The following is a 15,117-nucleotide window of genomic DNA, read 5'->3' as shown; positions in this document are numbered from 1 at the left end:
ATCTAGAGAATCGTAACGTATTGTTAATCCAACTATGTTGATTCTAAGCCACCGTCAGGAAAATCACCTGCTTCTATCGATCCAAAGAGATGTCCTGATGGAAAACTCGAGAGAATTTTACCAAGAATTCGAGAAGGCGATCGATAGTCAGAATTTCGGAAAATTGACGATGGATTTTCATTCTGTGAAGTTTTTGGACTCCAGCGGGATTGGAGCCGTCATCAAGGCTTCATCTGCCCTACACAATCGAGGGGTCGAAATCTTTGTCACCAACCTGAATAAAAACCTAAACTCCGTGTTTCGACTTTCTGGACTCAACCATATCCTTTCTATTTTGACTTTAGATGAATACCTTTCTAAATTTCCAGAGTTTCAAAAAACTCTAGAGGCATAAGCGTAATGAAACTCTACCGAATTCTCTCTCTTCTTATCTTATCTATCACTTTAAACTCATGCGCCACGGGTGTTAAGTCCAGGTCTTTACTCTTTCGTAGTAATGAGTTCGCAATTTATACTGTGAACCGTGACAAAATCAATCTGAAATCTGAATCGTCAGTTCCAAAGGTGTTTGCCCACCCGGTGGAAATTACAGAAGACAAAGTTTTGGATCTACTTGGTAACATTCGTTTCCGAGAAGAAAGTTCCTATGGTGATGTAAACCAATACGTATTCGAAGAAAAGGAAATTAAAGAATTTGCTTTAGATCTCGTGGATGGTTTACAAAAATTAAAATCTGATCAAATTTTACTCGTGATTTCAAAATACAATCCAGTTCGTTCAGTCGTTTCTCATTATGCGAGAACAGGATTTTATATTTGGTCTTCGGAAACTTCCATTGAGATTTTGTTTGGAGAACTCCAAAAAGAAGTCACTTATGATGAACAAGGGAACTATTATGACTGGTCAAATATTCCCGACATTCCTTTTGAACATTTCCCGCAGTCCACATACATTTTACAAAGCCCTGGATTTTCTTTTAAAAAGGTTTCTGGATTTCGTAACAAACATTGGTTAGTTTTTGATAAGGCTGACTTGGCAAAGTTGAAATTTGAAAAACGAAAGAAAACTACAATTCCTGAAGTTACCAATTCTGTAGATGCGGATCTCAAACCAGAAAAAAGAATTTCTCGTGATGATGAAGAGGGTATTATCAACGGAGATTGATTTATCAATCTTCGTTTAGTCTTCTTTTCTGATGACCGTTCGGTCGGTTTGGATGCTTCCGTCTGTCCCTAAATAAAAACGTGTTTTTCCCACGAGCGAATTGATTCCCATCCGGTAATTTTTCCCAGCTCCAAAACTCAAATCCACACCGGGGAATACTTCTCTTTCTATATCTACAAAGGCATCTGGGTTTGGTTCATAAGAACCAAGTGCGGTTTCAAACTGTTTGGATTCTGTTTCTAAAACTTTCGTAAACTTCTCGTTCGCATCTTTGAGTTTGGTGATCGTATCTTTTTCTTCTTGGGTGAGTTCTTTTTTTTGGCTTTTTTCTACTAGTTTCGTGAGTGCAAGTTGGACTTTGTGTAGGGTGATTTCTTTTTCTGCAATTTCCTTTTTCATTCGGTTGAGTTCATCGAGTAACTCAGGTGGTGTTCCGATCGCAACTTTGGTTTTGGTTTCTACCACGGCACCCAGTTTGGCACAGGTGAGAGAGTTTCCAGCAATGACAGTTCCTCCCATGACCTCTCCTCGCCCTCCCATCACACGGATAAAATCTTTTGCTGAGATTTCGGAATGCATCACTGCTTCTTCTACAAAGATACTTCCCTGGGCTGTGAGTTTTCCTTGCTCCACAAACTTGGCGTAGATATTTCCTTCGGATTCGATATATCCTTCCCCACGTCCCATAAACCCACCGGATAAAACAATGTCACCTTTGGCTTTGAGAAAGGCTTTCCCCACGGAATTGCGAATGATGATACTTCCATTTGTGGTAAGAGAAAACCCATCCCCAATTTTTTCTTCCACGATGATGGTTCCTGGAAAATCAATATTTCCTGTAGAATAATCAACTGCTTCTAATTGGATCACTTCATCGACTTTGATTTCCCAAGCAGCAGACAAAACAGGACGGCCCGCAATTTTGGCGTACAGTTTGTCCTCTTTTAGTTCTACATTGGGGCCAAGATGCCAATCCACGGATTTTTCTTCTTGGTAGGGGATGATGGTCCCATTCACAGTTTTTCCAAATTCGCCTTTTTTAGGGGGAATTCTTTCTGCGATGAGGTCGCCGGGTTTTACGGATTGGATGACTGCAATGTTTTTATAATCAATCCGGCCATGTTCATCTTCTTCCAGTTGTGGTTTGTTGTCCGAACGGAAGTAGATTTTGATTTGTCCATCTTTACCTGGGACAGGTGGAAATCCTTTCGCAATGGTGTAAGGAACAAAAAAGTTTGGATTTTTGATTTGGTTTTGGATGACCACATCAATGATCCCGACGGAAATTCCGACAGAAGCAATTTGTTCACGTAACTGGTATTCGGTGAGAAGATCTCCACCATGTTTGGGTGGGTGAAGAATCATTTTTGCTTCCATATGATCTTCAGAAATGGTGATGTCCGCATAAGAACTGATGGGATCACCCTTTGACCAAGTTCCAATTTCCACTGGTTTGTTTTCGGCTAGGGCCACGGCTTTTTTGATTTGGTCTTGGTTATAACCTTCGACTCCAAAAAGTTGCACCCTTGCCAGGACATCCTTGTAATCGACTTTTTTGCCTTTGGCCCCCGGTTTTGTGATTTTTAAGACAGCTTTGCCGCCAGAGTTTTCGATTTGGAAATAACCGTTTTCTGAGGCTTCTAAATCTTGAAGGATTCTATCGGTATAAGAGTCGGGGCCAGGCATTTAATTGTATTCTAATAAGTGAGAAACGACATCTTCCTCACCGTCAGTTTTTAGTTCTAACTTCGGAGTCATGGAGTCGATGGTATTAATTAGAGTCAGCACTTCTGCAAATTGACAAGAAATTATTCGAGAAAGGTCAATATAAGCAGAGCGAAAGTATAAATCGAGTGCACTTACCAAATGGATGTATTCGCTAAAATCGCCACGATCCGTATAAAGAATCGGAGTTTTAGCATAATAACATTCTGCTAGAATTCCGTATCCTGGTTTCGTGCATACATAATCGACTGCTGCCACTAGATCTGGATAATGACTGACTTCAGGAACTAAAATTCCTTCTCTTTGGATTCCTGGGACTCCATAGGCCACGAGTTGGATGGACTTGGGTAGATTTTCTGTTTGTAGTTTTGTCCCTTCCAGACCATAGGCTCCGAAGGATAAAAGGATATAAGTGGTATCGTCTTTCAAACCAAACTTTTGTCTGGCTTGTAGTTTCGAGAGAGTTGGTTTTCTTCCCACAAGACCAATGTTAGTTTGTTCTAGGAAGGGTGGCATAGGACAAGAAAAAGGTAAAACAAGGGCCTCTGTCGCAAATCCGTATTCTACTTCCAGTTGTTCGCTGAGAACACCAAAATAAGAATCATCTTTTGAATAATTTTTATAAATAAAATCCCAAGTAAAATTTCCAATAAACACACTGGGAATTCCTGTTTCTAATGCAATGGTAATGGGAAAAGAAGAACTATCGGTTAGGATTAAACCTATTTTGTTTTTTTTGCAATATTCTGTTTCTTCTTTTAAAAGTGTAGTTTTCTTTTTTTCAAAGTCGATGAGTTCTTCTTTGGTGGTTTGTAAATCAATGGAGAGTGAGTCTTTTTGTGAAACTCCTACATCCAGTTTTAGGTTCCGAGTTTTTAATTTAGGATGGGTGAAATCTAAAAATGAAATTCTCGGGCTGACTAAGTGGATTTCTTCAATGAACTCTTCTTTGAGGAGACGTTTTATGATATTTCCGGAACGGCTGATATGACCAAATCCATGGCCTGAAATATAAAAATATAACTTCATTTGTTTCTTTGTCTGATGGATTCATACAAAACGATTCCGCAAGACATGGCCAAGTTCAGTGAATCGGCCTCTCCGAGCATAGGCAAATGCAGTGTGTCATCAGAAAGTTGTTTGGCATCATCACTCAAACCATACTGTTCACTTCCAAAAAGAAATACGGACTTTTCTTTCATATTGATGGAAGTATACAGGGTTTTTCCTTCAGGAGTGACCGCATAACGTTTGTACCCTTTGGATTGGAATTTTGTAAGGACTTCTTTTAAGTCTCCGATATAAACAGGCAAAGTAAAAATAGTTCCAGTGCTTGCACGAACGACATTGGGATTAAAAAGATCAATTCTTGGATCGGTGACAATCACAAGGCCAACACCCGCACCTTCTGCGGTTCGGAGGATGGTTCCAAGATTTCCCGGTTTTTCCACTCCTTCAATGATGAGGATGGGATTGGTATCGATTGATTTGATTTTGTCCCAAGGAACATGGGCATCGGGAGTTTCTGCCACAGCGATAAGGCCATCAGGCCGATCCCTATACGAAATTTTTTCAAAAATTTTACGAGGAAGTTCAAAGATAGGACATTTAACTGAGTTTATGAGGGCCTCTTCATTTTCTCCTAAAAAACATTCTGGGGAAATGAAGAGACTTGTTATGTTTACAGGCAAACAAGGGATAGGTGAGTTCGAATTGCTTGTGATTGCTTTTTTAATTTCGCGGTAACCTTCGATGAAGAATTTTTTTTCTTCATCACGGTTTCTTTTTTCTTTGAGTCCAGCCACCCATTTGACCTTGGGATTGGAAAAACTGGTGATGTATTGTCTTCTATTTGGCATACCGCTCTTTTAAGTTTTGCCTAATTTATTTGGAGAAGAAAGTACAAAATCCAGCAGGATATTTTTTTCCTGATTTTTCCGGGATGAATAACTCGGAGGTTTGGTAGACACCTTTGGTTTTGATTCGTGAAGAAAGAATCCTTTCTAAGGTTAAAGGACTAAAACCTTGGCTATGGCAACTGAGGATGACAAATTCTGGTTTGGAATCAGAGAGTTCCATAAGAGCATCCATTAGCTCACTTAAGTTCTCTTCAATTTTCCAAACCTCTCCTTTGGAACCGCGGCCAAAACTTGGTGGATCCAGGATGAGGCCTTGGTATTTTTTTCCGCGTTTGATTTCTCGACGAATGAACTTCATGACATCATCCACAATCCATCGGACGGGTTTGGAATCGAGTCCTGATAGTTTTGCGTTTTCCCGAGCCCAGTCCACCATCCCTTTGGAGGCATCGACATGGCAAACACTCATCCCTGCGTCGAGACAGGCGAGGGTAGACCCTCCCGAATAAGCAAATAGGTTTAAAACTTCGAGGCCTTGTTTCTTTTTACCAATCTCTCGGATGCGATCCCAATTGGTTTCTTGTTCTGGGAAAAGACCAATATGACCAAAGGGTGTGAGTTTGATTTTGAATGTTAGATTTGAAAACTCGATGGTAAAACTTTCTGGCACTTTTTTTTGAAAATTCCAATGCCCCGCACCGGAATCATTTTTAACATACTGTGCATGAAGGTCGTTCCAAATTTCCGGAGTCGCCTTTCCGTAAGCAGAAGTAGGGGAAGAACGTAGGAGTTTGTAACCACCAACGATTTCTAATTTGGATAGGTCACCTGAATCCAGGAGTTCGTAACTTTTTGTCATACCAATTCCAGAAAAATAAAGGTTAGGTCGTCGTCCCAGTCTTTTATTTCTGTTTTAGAAAATGACTCTAAATCTTGGATGAGTTTGACTTTAAAAAGATGATTTGGTATTTCGCGGTTTGCTTTTAAAAATTCTAGAAGTCCTGCTTCTCCATACATTTCCCCTTCTGGATTAAAAGATTCCAAAACCCCGTCACTTAAGATGAGAATTCGATCCTTGGGTTCCACCTTGTAGGTAATTTCTTCAATTTGGATTTCTGGAAAAACTCCAATGATTTTCCCCTTGGGATGCACTTTGATGATCTCACCACCCACCCTTTGGAGGTAAGCACTCGGGTGGCCTGCCCTTCCAAATCGCCATACCTTTGTGGATGTATTCAGATATACATAAGAAGCGGTTACATATTGCGGATTGCAGTTCCCATATAACACGCGATTCATGCCTTCTAAAACTTGTTTGGGGGAGGAGATATTGTCTTTTTGGGTGGTAAAAGCAACCTTACCCATAGCAGAAATCAGTGAAGCCGGAATTCCATGTCCCGAAACATCACAAAGTACAATTCCTAACTCATAAGGGTTTGGTGAAAAGTATTCGTAGAAGTCTCCTCCGACATCCTTCATCGGTTGGATATAAATTTGCATTTGTAAGTTCTTTACATCAGGAATTGTTTTCGGAAGAGACTGCATGAGAATGTCCCGAGAAATTTTTCTTTCTTTGCGGAGACTTGTGACTTGGGCAAGGGCAATGTCTTTTTCTTGGCGGAGGAGTTGGATTCGATCTGCCAAGGCAAATGCAAATAGAGTGATGTCGGCAAGGGAAGCAATCGGAAATAACATCTCTTCTAAAAATGGATTGGAAGGAAGGATTGCAAATTTGAGTAATCCATAAACAATACAAGTTAAGAGTAATAAAACAAAAGCAAAACCAAAATAATAAAAGGATCGGATTCGTTTGTAAACTCCCCAAATCAAAACCCCAAGCAAACTGAGACAAATAAAAACGGACAACCAACTGACACCAATGGATGCTTTAGATATCCCACCAAACAAGGCAATCATGGCATTGAGCAGTGAGAAAAATCCTAACACTTGGTAGAACCGAGCAATTTTAGGGACTCGCACTTTTAGTTTTAAAAAATTAGAAGTAAAAAGAACAAAGAAAAAAAGGCAGAGACTAAAAAAAACAGGAATGCCGATCCGTTTCCAAAAATAAGACTCAGGAACAAAAAAATATCCCCAGAATCCAAGTAACGAAAGTTGGCCAAGGCCAAAAAACAAAACATATCCTATATAATAAAAATAGTTTCTATCTCTGACAAAGAATGCAATGGCGAGGTTGTATAAGATGATGATTCCAAGGCTTCCAAAAAATAGTCCATAAATCCACTGCGTGATATAATCTTCTCTTTGGAGGTTTCTTTGGTTGGTAAAAACTAAAGCAAACTGTAAGGAAATTTCAGACCGAATGGCAATGAGGATGGTTTCTCTTTCATGACCAATGCGAAATACAAAATTTCTATGGGGGATCTCTCTTTGAAATACGGGTTGGATATGGCCTGACTTAGATACGATGTAAGTATTTCCATCGTGTTTGTGGAATAATTCCACGGAATCAATGTTATGTGCCTGAATGAGAAGTAGGGGGTATTTTGCTGGGTCGGGAAAATCTTTTGGGTCTAGTTTCAACCAAAGAGTTCCTTCTAAAAATCCAAAGTTTACAAAGTCAGTTGTGATTTTTGAAAATTCTCCTGTTTTTAAAACGGAACCTAATGGTACAGAAGAGGTGGGATCAATCCAGTAAGTAAACTTATTGGTGTGGATGATCCTTTCCCCAATGTCGTTTTGTGTTTCAGATAGAAGTGGGTTTGTAAAAAGGAAGGCCGAGAGTAAAATGAAGAAGAGGATTTTGGTTGGGTTTGTCTTTTTCAATTGTAGTTTTGGACAGGGGAAAGTGCCCCTGTCCTTATTTCGTTTAAGAGCTTCTTAAGCTTGTTTTTTTGCTGCTTCGTAAGAGATCTCTTGTGGACCAGTGTAAATTTGGCGAGGTCGGCCAATTTTTAAACTAGGATCTTCAATCATCTCTTTCCACTGCGCAATCCAACCTGGAAGTCTTCCCATAGCAAACATCACTGTAAACATATTGGTAGGAATTCCAAGAGCACGGTAGATGATTCCTGAGTAGAAGTCTACGTTTGGATAGAGTTTTCTTTCTACAAAGTAAGGATCATTGAGTGCTGCTTCTTCCAATTCTTTCGCAATGTCAAGAAGTGGATCTTTGATCCCAAGTTTGTTTAGAACTTTATCACAAGCAACTTTGATGATTTTAGCACGAGGGTCAAAGTTTTTGTAAACTCGGTGACCAAATCCATTCAATCGGAAACTGGAGTTTTTGTCTTTGGCTTGTTCTACGATTTTTTTAACCGAGAGTCCGCTTTTTTTAATTCCTTCCAACATTTCCAATACTTCTTGGTTGGCACCACCGTGACGAGGTCCCCAAAGAGCAAGGATTCCCGCTGAAATCGCACCATACAAGTTTGCAAGGGAAGATCCCACCAAACGCACAGTAGATGTAGAACAGTTTTGTTCATGGTCTGCGTGAAGGATGAGAAGTAAGTTTAATGCAGAAACAATTTCTGGATCGATATGATAGTCTTCTGCAGGAACCGCAAACATCATATTCATAAAATTGGATGCATAGTCCAATTCGTTGAGTGGATGAATGATCGGTTGTCCGATTGATTTTTTATAAGCATAAGCTGCAATTGTTGGGAACTTTGCAAGCAAACGAATGATGGAGATTTCTCTGTGTTCCTCATTCATTGGATCATAACTATCTTGGTAGTATGTAGACAAACATCCCATCATACAAGACATGATCGCCATCGGGTGTCCGTCTTTTGGAAAACCGTTGAACAATCGTTTGAGATCCTCATGGATCATTGTGTGATTGGTGATGGATGTATTCCACTCTTTGAGTTGTGCGTCGTTTGGAAGTTTGCCGTAGATGAGTAAATAAGCTACTTCAGTGAAGGTAGACTTAGCGGCCAAATCATCAATAGGAATTCCGCGGTAACGGAGGATTCCTTTTTCTCCATCGAGAAAGGTAATATCACTGGTGCAAGCACCTGTATTTAAATAACCGGAATCAATCGTAACATAACCGGACAATTGGCGGAGTTTAGTAATATCAATTGCCTTCTCGTCTTCACTTCCCACTAAAATCGGAAGTTCGAACTCTTTTCCATCCACTTTCAGAATTGCCTTTTCGGACATATCTTCTCCTGTATATCTCTGTCTATTTCAAAGGATAGACAGAGGAAAGGGTGGGGAAAAGTCATTTTTTACAACTTATGGTATTTTTTCATGATGTCATATGCGTAGAAATTCGAAACCACGATGCGACAGTAATCTCTCGACTCTTTGTAAGGAAGGTCTTCCAAAAAATGGTTAAAATCGCCCGTGTAAACGGACTTCTTCCACTTTCGCAAATTTCCGGGGCCTCCGTTGTAAGCGATGGATGCCCATTTCAATTCGTTTCCATTGGATTTCAAAAGATAGGCCAAAAATTTTGTACCCAAACGGATGGAGGTTTCTGGTTCGTAAAGTGAATAGGAAGTGATTCCCAACCTAGAGGCCAGTTCCTTACCTGTGGCTGGCATAATTTGCATGAGACCCCGGGCATTCGACCTTGAGGTTGCCGTTTCCTTAAAGAAGGATTCCTGGCGCATTAAAGCATAAACTTTATCTTCAGAGATATCGTTTTCTTGGGCATAACGAGAGACAATGTTTTGGTGGGGTCTCGGATACATTCGTACCGAGAGCGAAGTTGGCAAAAGGATGGGGTCATCGGGAATGAGATGCCTTTTTAAGAGGGATCTTGTATGGAATGCCGTGTAATACGTATTATATGTTAAGTCACCAATCCCTACGAGAATTTCATCCTTTTCTTCCTCCGAAAGATTTTCCCGTTTTACGTGAAAACTAACAAGTCCCAGTCCCAAACTATCTTCGCCAAGTCGGAAGTATTCTTTGGCTAAATTCAGAAGTTTGTGTCCTTGGATTCTTGAGCTCATCCCTCCCAGTTTATTTCCCAGTTCATAGGAATCTTTCGGATACACAAATCCTAAGTTTCGACCAAGGATGGCATAAGATTCTTCGGGGATCCCTGCCGTATAAGATAAATATTCAAATAGATATTCTTTGTTATAAGTGGGATTGTCAGGTTTATTTCCTTCTTTGATGAGGGATAAAAATTCCTCGCGGATGACCCGAGTGTAATACGAACCAGGACAAAGGGCATAGTATCTTTTGAGTTCTTTTTTTAATTTGTCAGTTTCACCATTTTCTTTTAGGGCACGTAAATACCAATACACAAGTCGGCCTTTGACAGGAAGGTTTGGGATTTCTGCGAGTGCTCTTTCAAATTTTGCAAGCGGCGCATAATTTGATTTTTCTCCTTTTCGATCCACTAGGTATTCAATGAGACGATCTTGGTAAAAAAGATTAAACGGATACTTTCCTAAATACAAAATTAGGTTTTCAAAATACATTTCACGGTCCCCCAATCTGTCATAGGTGGCAGCAAGGACTCGGTAATAACCCGCATCTTTTCCTGGAAATGTTTTTAAAAGTTCAATGGCATTTTGGAATTTGTTTTGTTGGTATAAAATATCAGCTAAGCTAACAATATAAGCGGAATCCATATCTACAAAGGTTTTATTGGCTCGTAAAACACGGAAAAGTTCGTTTATTTTTCCTGTTTTTGTTAAAATCGATGCGAGGTGTTTGAATCCTTCATAATAGGCAAGTCTTGTGGAAAAGAGTTCGGGTCTTGTGCGAAACAAGGCTTCTTTATCGTTATTACTAATGGCAGGAAGTAATAAGGTTAGTTCGGATGGAGCCAGTTGTAATATACTTCCAGAACCTTTGTATTTTGACCAGTCTGCGGCAACCAAATGAACCGTAGAATCGGAAAGTCCATCTCTTTGTAATAAACTCAACCATTCTTCGACCGCTGCCTTTTCATCACCTAAGATAAGTTTTGCTTTCCCATATCTGTATTGAGTGTCCCCGGTCAAAAGGTATCTTCTGTGAGATTCTTGGACGGAATTAATTTTATCTAATATGTCTTTCCATTGGTTGTTTGCTGCGAGGAGACGAACCAGTTCATCGAGTAACCTACGACAAATGGGATCTTCTTCTAAATTCAATCGGTTTAAGTATTGGATTCTTTCGGCTGGGGTGAGGTAGTTCCTTTGTGTGATTTCTGTATACAACTTCCAATAACTAAGTTTAAAAATTGTGGTTTGGAAGGGCATGGTTTGTGTCAGGATTTTTCTTACTTCTTCTTCTGAGGATTCTGTGACAAACACACCACGAACGAGGGAAATCAAATACCGAAATCGTTTCTCCTTGTCCCCGTTAGGTGATTTTTCATGGAATTCGATCAGGCTATAAACTTCACTTTCCCGGGAAGGATTTGTATTTCGAAAGTGGTTTTCGATTTGTCCCCACTGATGAGATTTGATTAAATATTGAAGGTCAGTTTCCGCAAATAGGGATGTTGTGAAAAAGAGAAGAATTCTACTTGCTAACCAAAAATGCCTCATGCATACTTCCTATGATTACGAATTTAGAGAGGGAAGGTTCCTCTCCTTATGAGCTTACAAACAGAATACAAACTGCAATGGCCGGAATATCGGATTGAATTCCATCCAAGGCCTAATATTCCAAAAACGGCCACGCTGCCGGAGCTTTGGCCTGACTTACGTGCCTTCTTTTCAGGCAGTCAGTCTCGTTTTGCAAACTATCTATATTATCTATCGACCGATTTTTCTGGGGGGTTCAGCCTTTGTTCCATTTTGGGCGAAAATGAGGCAAACATTCGGTTTTCAGATCCGAGACTCATCAGTCCGAGTCCTTTTCCGAAAGATTCTTTGGCCCAGATTTGGAAACTCTGCCAAAATCGCGAGTTTGAAGAAATGGAAAGGGAAGATTGGGAGTTAATCGGATTTAGTTTTTTGTATTTGGGAAATGTCCGCGAGTTTCGCAATTGGGTTTTAAAAACCAAAGAATTTTTTGGCCAAACCGATGACAATCGCAGGTTTTTGTTTTTGCTCGGTTGGGAATCCTCTGAGGTTCCATTTGAAAATTCCGTATTGCATATGTTAGTTGAATATGTAAAAGGGAATCAAGACGTTGTAGATTTCAAAACACTTACCGATGCAGTCATAACCAGTTCTCACTGGCAAATTTCAGGAGTTCTCTTTCATGCAATCGAAACCGGATGGTTTACGGGGAATGATACCTTTCCGTTCTGGAAGTTTCTCATTGGATTTTACGAGGAATGGGAAGATTGGGAAAAACAAAAATTCCGTTCGGTTTCTCTTGGAAAAATCCCTGCTTTCCCCGCACTACGATATGCCAAAAGATATTTTCCTTTAGATACATTTCATTCTTACCAAGTAGAATTGGAAACGAACTTACGTGGAGACTGGACTTATGGTGATGGATTTGGTTATGAACTGACTCACCAAATGGATCCTTTTGTGGAAACAGTTGTGAGGTTTCGAACGGATAAAGAAAAGTTTGAAGAAGAACTAAAAAACGAACTGATTAAGAGACCTTATTCTTATTTTATCAATTTACAATTGGCTTGTATTAGTTTTGTGAAAAAAGAAAACCAAAACTTTTTGGATTTTTATAAAAAAGCCGGACGACTCAAATATTTACCTCTAGCTCTTAATTTGTATTGGAGGGTTTTGAAATCAAACGGTGAAGAAGTTCTTTCGAAATCCATTGAACGAACACTTACAGCTACTGGGGAATCTACAAACATTCCAGAGGGTTGGGAATAAAATGCCACTTTCGCAAGAACAGATTATGGAACTCTCCAAATTGCAGAAAATGCTAAGGAATTTGGAGAAAATTGAACGAAACGCTAAAAATGATCTGCAAAAGGAACGAGTAGCTTTTGACATAGAACGTTATAGGCGCCGTATGCAAGAGGTATCTCCCGAAGGAATTCCGGATAACCTAGAGCAGACGATGCGGAATGCAAAAACCAGAGAAGAAAATCCGGAAAACCTCAAACACAAAATTATCTCTCAGTATCCAGTGATGAAAGTATCACCCAATTCGAATGATAGCGAAATCAATCAGATTGGAACCCTTGTGAATATTATGGATTTGGAATACATTCCTATCCTTGGGGATGCTCATATCAAGTTTGATTATTCTCATGCAACGGAAAGAGACTCGGTTCTTAAGTATATGGAAAACTTACGTCGGAACATGAAGATCCTTGTGGAAACTGTTGAGGAGTATGCCGCTGCCGACAAACAAGAGTTTCGTGAACAGCTTTCCCGGATGAAAAATAAACAGTCCCGGATTTTCATAGCAGAGTCCTTTGAAACCTTAGGTAAATTTAGGGACTTCCTCACTGCGGTGAATAAGGACATCAAAGAGGGAAATAATGTCATTATGAACATGGAAGAACCGCTCAAATTCAATCCAAGGTTTGAAAAGGCCACGGTTTTGGAAGGTAGATCCATCATGGAAGGGCTTCGCGAATTTCAAGAATTTGCAGAAGAGGCTTGCGATTTGATTCGACTCCCGTCTTTTCGAGGGTAAAAAAACCTTTTCATTCCCGGGGGGAACGAGGACACTGTGAAAAATCACATTCACGGACTCGTAACAGCATGGCATTAGTCAAAAATCAGACCGAAGTTACCAATTCAACGATTGGTGAGAATTCTTACTTCAACGGTAAATTCTTCATCAATGGATCCTTAAAAATTGACGGTAAATTCGAGGGAAAATCCCTCCAAGCAGAACACCTCTACATCGGTGTTACCGGAAAGGTCAAAACCAACATCACTGCTGCCAGTGTCATTGTAGAGGGAATTGTCGCAGGAAACGTGACTGCGAGAAACCGCGTGATGCTCCTTCCTACTTCCAAAATTCTTGGAGATATCAAAACTCCAGAGCTTATCATCCAAAATGGGGTGATTCTAGAAGGACGTTGTATGATTTCCAACGACCTCAAACACAGCGCGAAAGACTTAATTGAATTGGAATACTCAAAAGATTCTTTAAGTGTTGAGAAGATTTTTGGGAAACAACCAAACGCAAAAGAATAATTGAAAACCATTCTGATTTCGGAAGGCGATCCAACAAGTATCAACTACGAACTTGTGGTTTCAGCCTTCCCTCATTTGTTAGCCTTAGGGAAACACCACCGCATCTATCTGGTGCGCGGGCCCCATAACCAAAACATTCCTTCTCTCCCCAATTTAACAAAACCCAGTAATGAACCTGGATTTTATTCACTCACTTGGACAGATTCTAAAAAAACTCGTTCCTTTGTCCTGGGAAAACCTTCCAAAACATCCGGTCAGATGGCCTATGATTCGCTCCTTGCGGCTATGGATTTACAAAAGGAATTGGGAGCCGATCTCATCACTTTGCCCCTTTCCAAAGAGTGGGTTCAGAAAGCAGGGATCAAAGGATTTCGAGGCCATACAGAAACCTTGGCAGAGTATTACAAACGACCTACGTTTATGATGATGTCCGGGGAAAAATTAAACGTCATTCCCTTAACCACCCATGTCCCTTTGAAGGATGTGGTGAAAGAATTAAAAAAGTTTTCCTGGAAGGAACTAACCAAAGCTCTCTCTCGTTCTCAGTTTTTAAAAAACCCTAAGATTGCCTATTTGGGTCTCAATCCTCATGCAGGAGAAGGGGGAAAGATTGGAGAGGAAGAAAAGACCATCCTTGCAGGCGGTGCCCAAATCTTAAGAAAGGCAAAGTTCTCTGTTGAAGGTCCTCTTTCTGCAGATTCTGCTTTTTTGCCAGGAGCTCGCGCGTACGATTTGTATTTAGCAGGTTATCACGACCAAGGCCTCATTCCATTTAAATTGCTTGAAGGGAAGAAGGGAGTTAATATAACCTTAGGACTGGATTTTACCCGAGTGTCCCCTGACCATGGTACTGCCTTTGACATTGCGGGAAAAGGGATCGCGGATCCAACGGGACTGATTTCCTGTTTAGAACGACTCACGGAGAATACAAAAACAAATTCATGACACTATTGGAAGTTGTTGCCTTTCCGGTTCTTTTCATTTGGTTTGTGGGCCTCCTTCTCACTCTTTTCCGGAGAGATTTGGAATCCCATTGGAAGTTTTTTTTCTTTCTCGTGTTTTGTTTTTATTTGGTTCAGTTCTTTCCTGAATTTTGGGAAGGGGTCGCACGTTGGAAGGAAAATCCTAAAGCAGAGATTCTCCTTTGGATTTCCGCTATGGGAAATTCAATCTACGTATTTTTATTTTTTTTATGGCCTCTCGTTCTCATTCGAATTTATTATTCCGCATCCAATAACTTAAGTAAAACCTTGATCCCTGCACTTGCTTATGGGACGGTTCTGTATTGGGCATTATTTTTTCTTTGGACTATGTATTCCAAAGAGTTCAATGGTTGGCTTCATCAAATTTTCACAATAAGTAAATAAAAA

The 15,117-nt window shown here is 40.1% G+C and carries 14 protein-coding genes; 7 read left to right on the top strand and 7 right to left on the bottom strand.

Annotated elements, in window-relative coordinates; all coding sequences use genetic code 11:
* The first annotated feature begins 97 nt into the window (after positions 1–97).
* Both EHQ16_RS00855 and EHQ16_RS00850 read left to right on the top strand, forming a co-directional pair.
* Positions 98–394, top strand: a complete 297-nt coding sequence (locus EHQ16_RS00855; RefSeq protein WP_004785957.1) for an STAS domain-containing protein — start codon at positions 98–100, stop codon at positions 392–394.
* 5 nt (positions 395–399) lie between these two features.
* A complete protein-coding gene (locus EHQ16_RS00850) occupies positions 400–1,164 on the top strand; it encodes an LA_1326/LA_4305 family lipoprotein (protein ID WP_135637215.1) in 765 nt (254 codons plus the stop codon).
* Between the two features lie 15 nt (positions 1,165–1,179).
* Here EHQ16_RS00850 and EHQ16_RS00845 read toward each other — a convergent pair whose 3' ends face one another.
* From EHQ16_RS00845 to EHQ16_RS00815, 7 genes are all read right to left on the bottom strand, one after another.
* Positions 1,180–2,850 carry a DUF342 domain-containing protein gene (locus EHQ16_RS00845; RefSeq protein ID WP_135637217.1) on the bottom strand — a complete coding sequence of 557 codons (1,671 nt, stop codon included), beginning with the start codon at positions 2,848–2,850 and terminating at the stop codon, positions 1,180–1,182.
* Positions 2,851–3,918 (bottom strand): glycosyl transferase, encoded by a 1,068-nt coding sequence (locus EHQ16_RS00840; protein ID WP_135637219.1) that lies wholly within the window; start codon positions 3,916–3,918, stop codon positions 2,851–2,853.
* Positions 3,915–4,748, bottom strand: a complete 834-nt coding sequence (locus tag EHQ16_RS00835) for a TrmH family RNA methyltransferase (protein WP_135637221.1) — start codon at positions 4,746–4,748, stop codon at positions 3,915–3,917. Before EHQ16_RS00835 ends, EHQ16_RS00840 begins: the two co-directional genes overlap by 4 nt.
* A 25-nt stretch (positions 4,749–4,773) precedes the next feature.
* Complete coding sequence (locus tag EHQ16_RS00830) at positions 4,774–5,607, bottom strand: class I SAM-dependent methyltransferase (RefSeq protein WP_135637223.1); 834 nt, start codon at positions 5,605–5,607, stop codon at positions 4,774–4,776.
* Positions 5,604–7,535, bottom strand: coding sequence for a SpoIIE family protein phosphatase (locus tag EHQ16_RS00825; protein ID WP_135637225.1), 1,932 nt, complete (start codon positions 7,533–7,535; stop codon positions 5,604–5,606). The genes EHQ16_RS00830 and EHQ16_RS00825 overlap by 4 nt, the downstream gene beginning before the upstream one ends.
* A gap of 54 nt (positions 7,536–7,589) precedes the next feature.
* Positions 7,590–8,879, bottom strand: a complete 1,290-nt coding sequence (locus EHQ16_RS00820) for a citrate synthase (protein WP_135637227.1) — start codon at positions 8,877–8,879, stop codon at positions 7,590–7,592.
* Positions 8,880–8,947: 68 nt separating this feature from the next.
* Positions 8,948–11,215: a lytic transglycosylase domain-containing protein gene (locus EHQ16_RS00815; protein WP_135637229.1), complete on the bottom strand. Its 2,268-nt coding sequence runs from the start codon at positions 11,213–11,215 to the stop codon at positions 8,948–8,950.
* Between the two features lie 48 nt (positions 11,216–11,263).
* On the opposite strand from EHQ16_RS00815, the gene EHQ16_RS00810 reads away from it, so the two are divergent.
* The 5 genes from EHQ16_RS00810 to EHQ16_RS00790 all read left to right on the top strand — a co-directional run bounded on the left by EHQ16_RS00810 (position 11,264) and on the right by EHQ16_RS00790 (position 15,114).
* Positions 11,264–12,463, top strand: a complete 1,200-nt coding sequence (locus EHQ16_RS00810) for an LBF_1011 family protein (protein WP_135637231.1) — start codon at positions 11,264–11,266, stop codon at positions 12,461–12,463.
* 1 nt (position 12,464) lies between these two features.
* Entirely contained in the window at positions 12,465–13,238 is a 774-nt protein-coding gene (locus EHQ16_RS00805) for a hypothetical protein (protein ID WP_135637233.1), read from the top strand.
* A 68-nt stretch (positions 13,239–13,306) separates the two neighbouring features.
* Positions 13,307–13,747, top strand: a complete 441-nt coding sequence (locus EHQ16_RS00800) for a bactofilin family protein (RefSeq protein ID WP_002989231.1) — start codon at positions 13,307–13,309, stop codon at positions 13,745–13,747.
* The gene (locus EHQ16_RS00795) at positions 13,748–14,692 is read left to right on the top strand and encodes a PdxA family dehydrogenase (protein WP_135637235.1); all 945 of its coding nucleotides are present in this window, start codon (positions 13,748–13,750) and stop codon (positions 14,690–14,692) included. It abuts the gene before it with no gap.
* Complete coding sequence (locus tag EHQ16_RS00790; protein ID WP_135637237.1) at positions 14,689–15,114, top strand: hypothetical protein; 426 nt, start codon at positions 14,689–14,691, stop codon at positions 15,112–15,114. The genes EHQ16_RS00795 and EHQ16_RS00790 overlap by 4 nt, the downstream gene beginning before the upstream one ends.
* Positions 15,115–15,117: the final 3 nt, after the last annotated feature.

It is taken from the genome of Leptospira kanakyensis (assembly GCF_004769235.1).
Classification (GTDB): domain Bacteria; phylum Spirochaetota; class Leptospiria; order Leptospirales; family Leptospiraceae; genus Leptospira_A; species Leptospira_A kanakyensis.
Note: the sequence above shows the minus strand (reverse complement) of the source record. Positions and strands in the feature narration are given on the sequence as shown.

Bases quoted from the DNA above. Each gene is read 5' to 3' on its own strand.
- EHQ16_RS00855 (WP_004785957.1), top strand. From the start codon at position 98: ATGGAAAACTCGAGAGAATTTTACCAAGAATTCGAGAAGGCGATCGAT.
- EHQ16_RS00850 (WP_135637215.1), top strand. From the start codon at position 400: ATGAAACTCTACCGAATTCTCTCTCTTCTTATCTTATCTATCACTTTA.
- EHQ16_RS00845 (WP_135637217.1), bottom strand. From the start codon at position 2,850: ATGCCTGGCCCCGACTCTTATACCGATAGAATCCTTCAAGATTTAGAA.
- EHQ16_RS00840 (WP_135637219.1), bottom strand. From the start codon at position 3,918: ATGAAGTTATATTTTTATATTTCAGGCCATGGATTTGGTCATATCAGC.
- EHQ16_RS00835 (WP_135637221.1), bottom strand. From the start codon at position 4,748: ATGCCAAATAGAAGACAATACATCACCAGTTTTTCCAATCCCAAGGTC.
- EHQ16_RS00830 (WP_135637223.1), bottom strand. From the start codon at position 5,607: ATGACAAAAAGTTACGAACTCCTGGATTCAGGTGACCTATCCAAATTA.
- EHQ16_RS00820 (WP_135637227.1), bottom strand. From the start codon at position 8,879: ATGTCCGAAAAGGCAATTCTGAAAGTGGATGGAAAAGAGTTCGAACTT.
- EHQ16_RS00815 (WP_135637229.1), bottom strand. From the start codon at position 11,215: ATGAGGCATTTTTGGTTAGCAAGTAGAATTCTTCTCTTTTTCACAACA.
- EHQ16_RS00810 (WP_135637231.1), top strand. From the start codon at position 11,264: ATGAGCTTACAAACAGAATACAAACTGCAATGGCCGGAATATCGGATT.
- EHQ16_RS00805 (WP_135637233.1), top strand. From the start codon at position 12,465: ATGCCACTTTCGCAAGAACAGATTATGGAACTCTCCAAATTGCAGAAA.
- EHQ16_RS00800 (WP_002989231.1), top strand. From the start codon at position 13,307: ATGGCATTAGTCAAAAATCAGACCGAAGTTACCAATTCAACGATTGGT.
- EHQ16_RS00790 (WP_135637237.1), top strand. From the start codon at position 14,689: ATGACACTATTGGAAGTTGTTGCCTTTCCGGTTCTTTTCATTTGGTTT.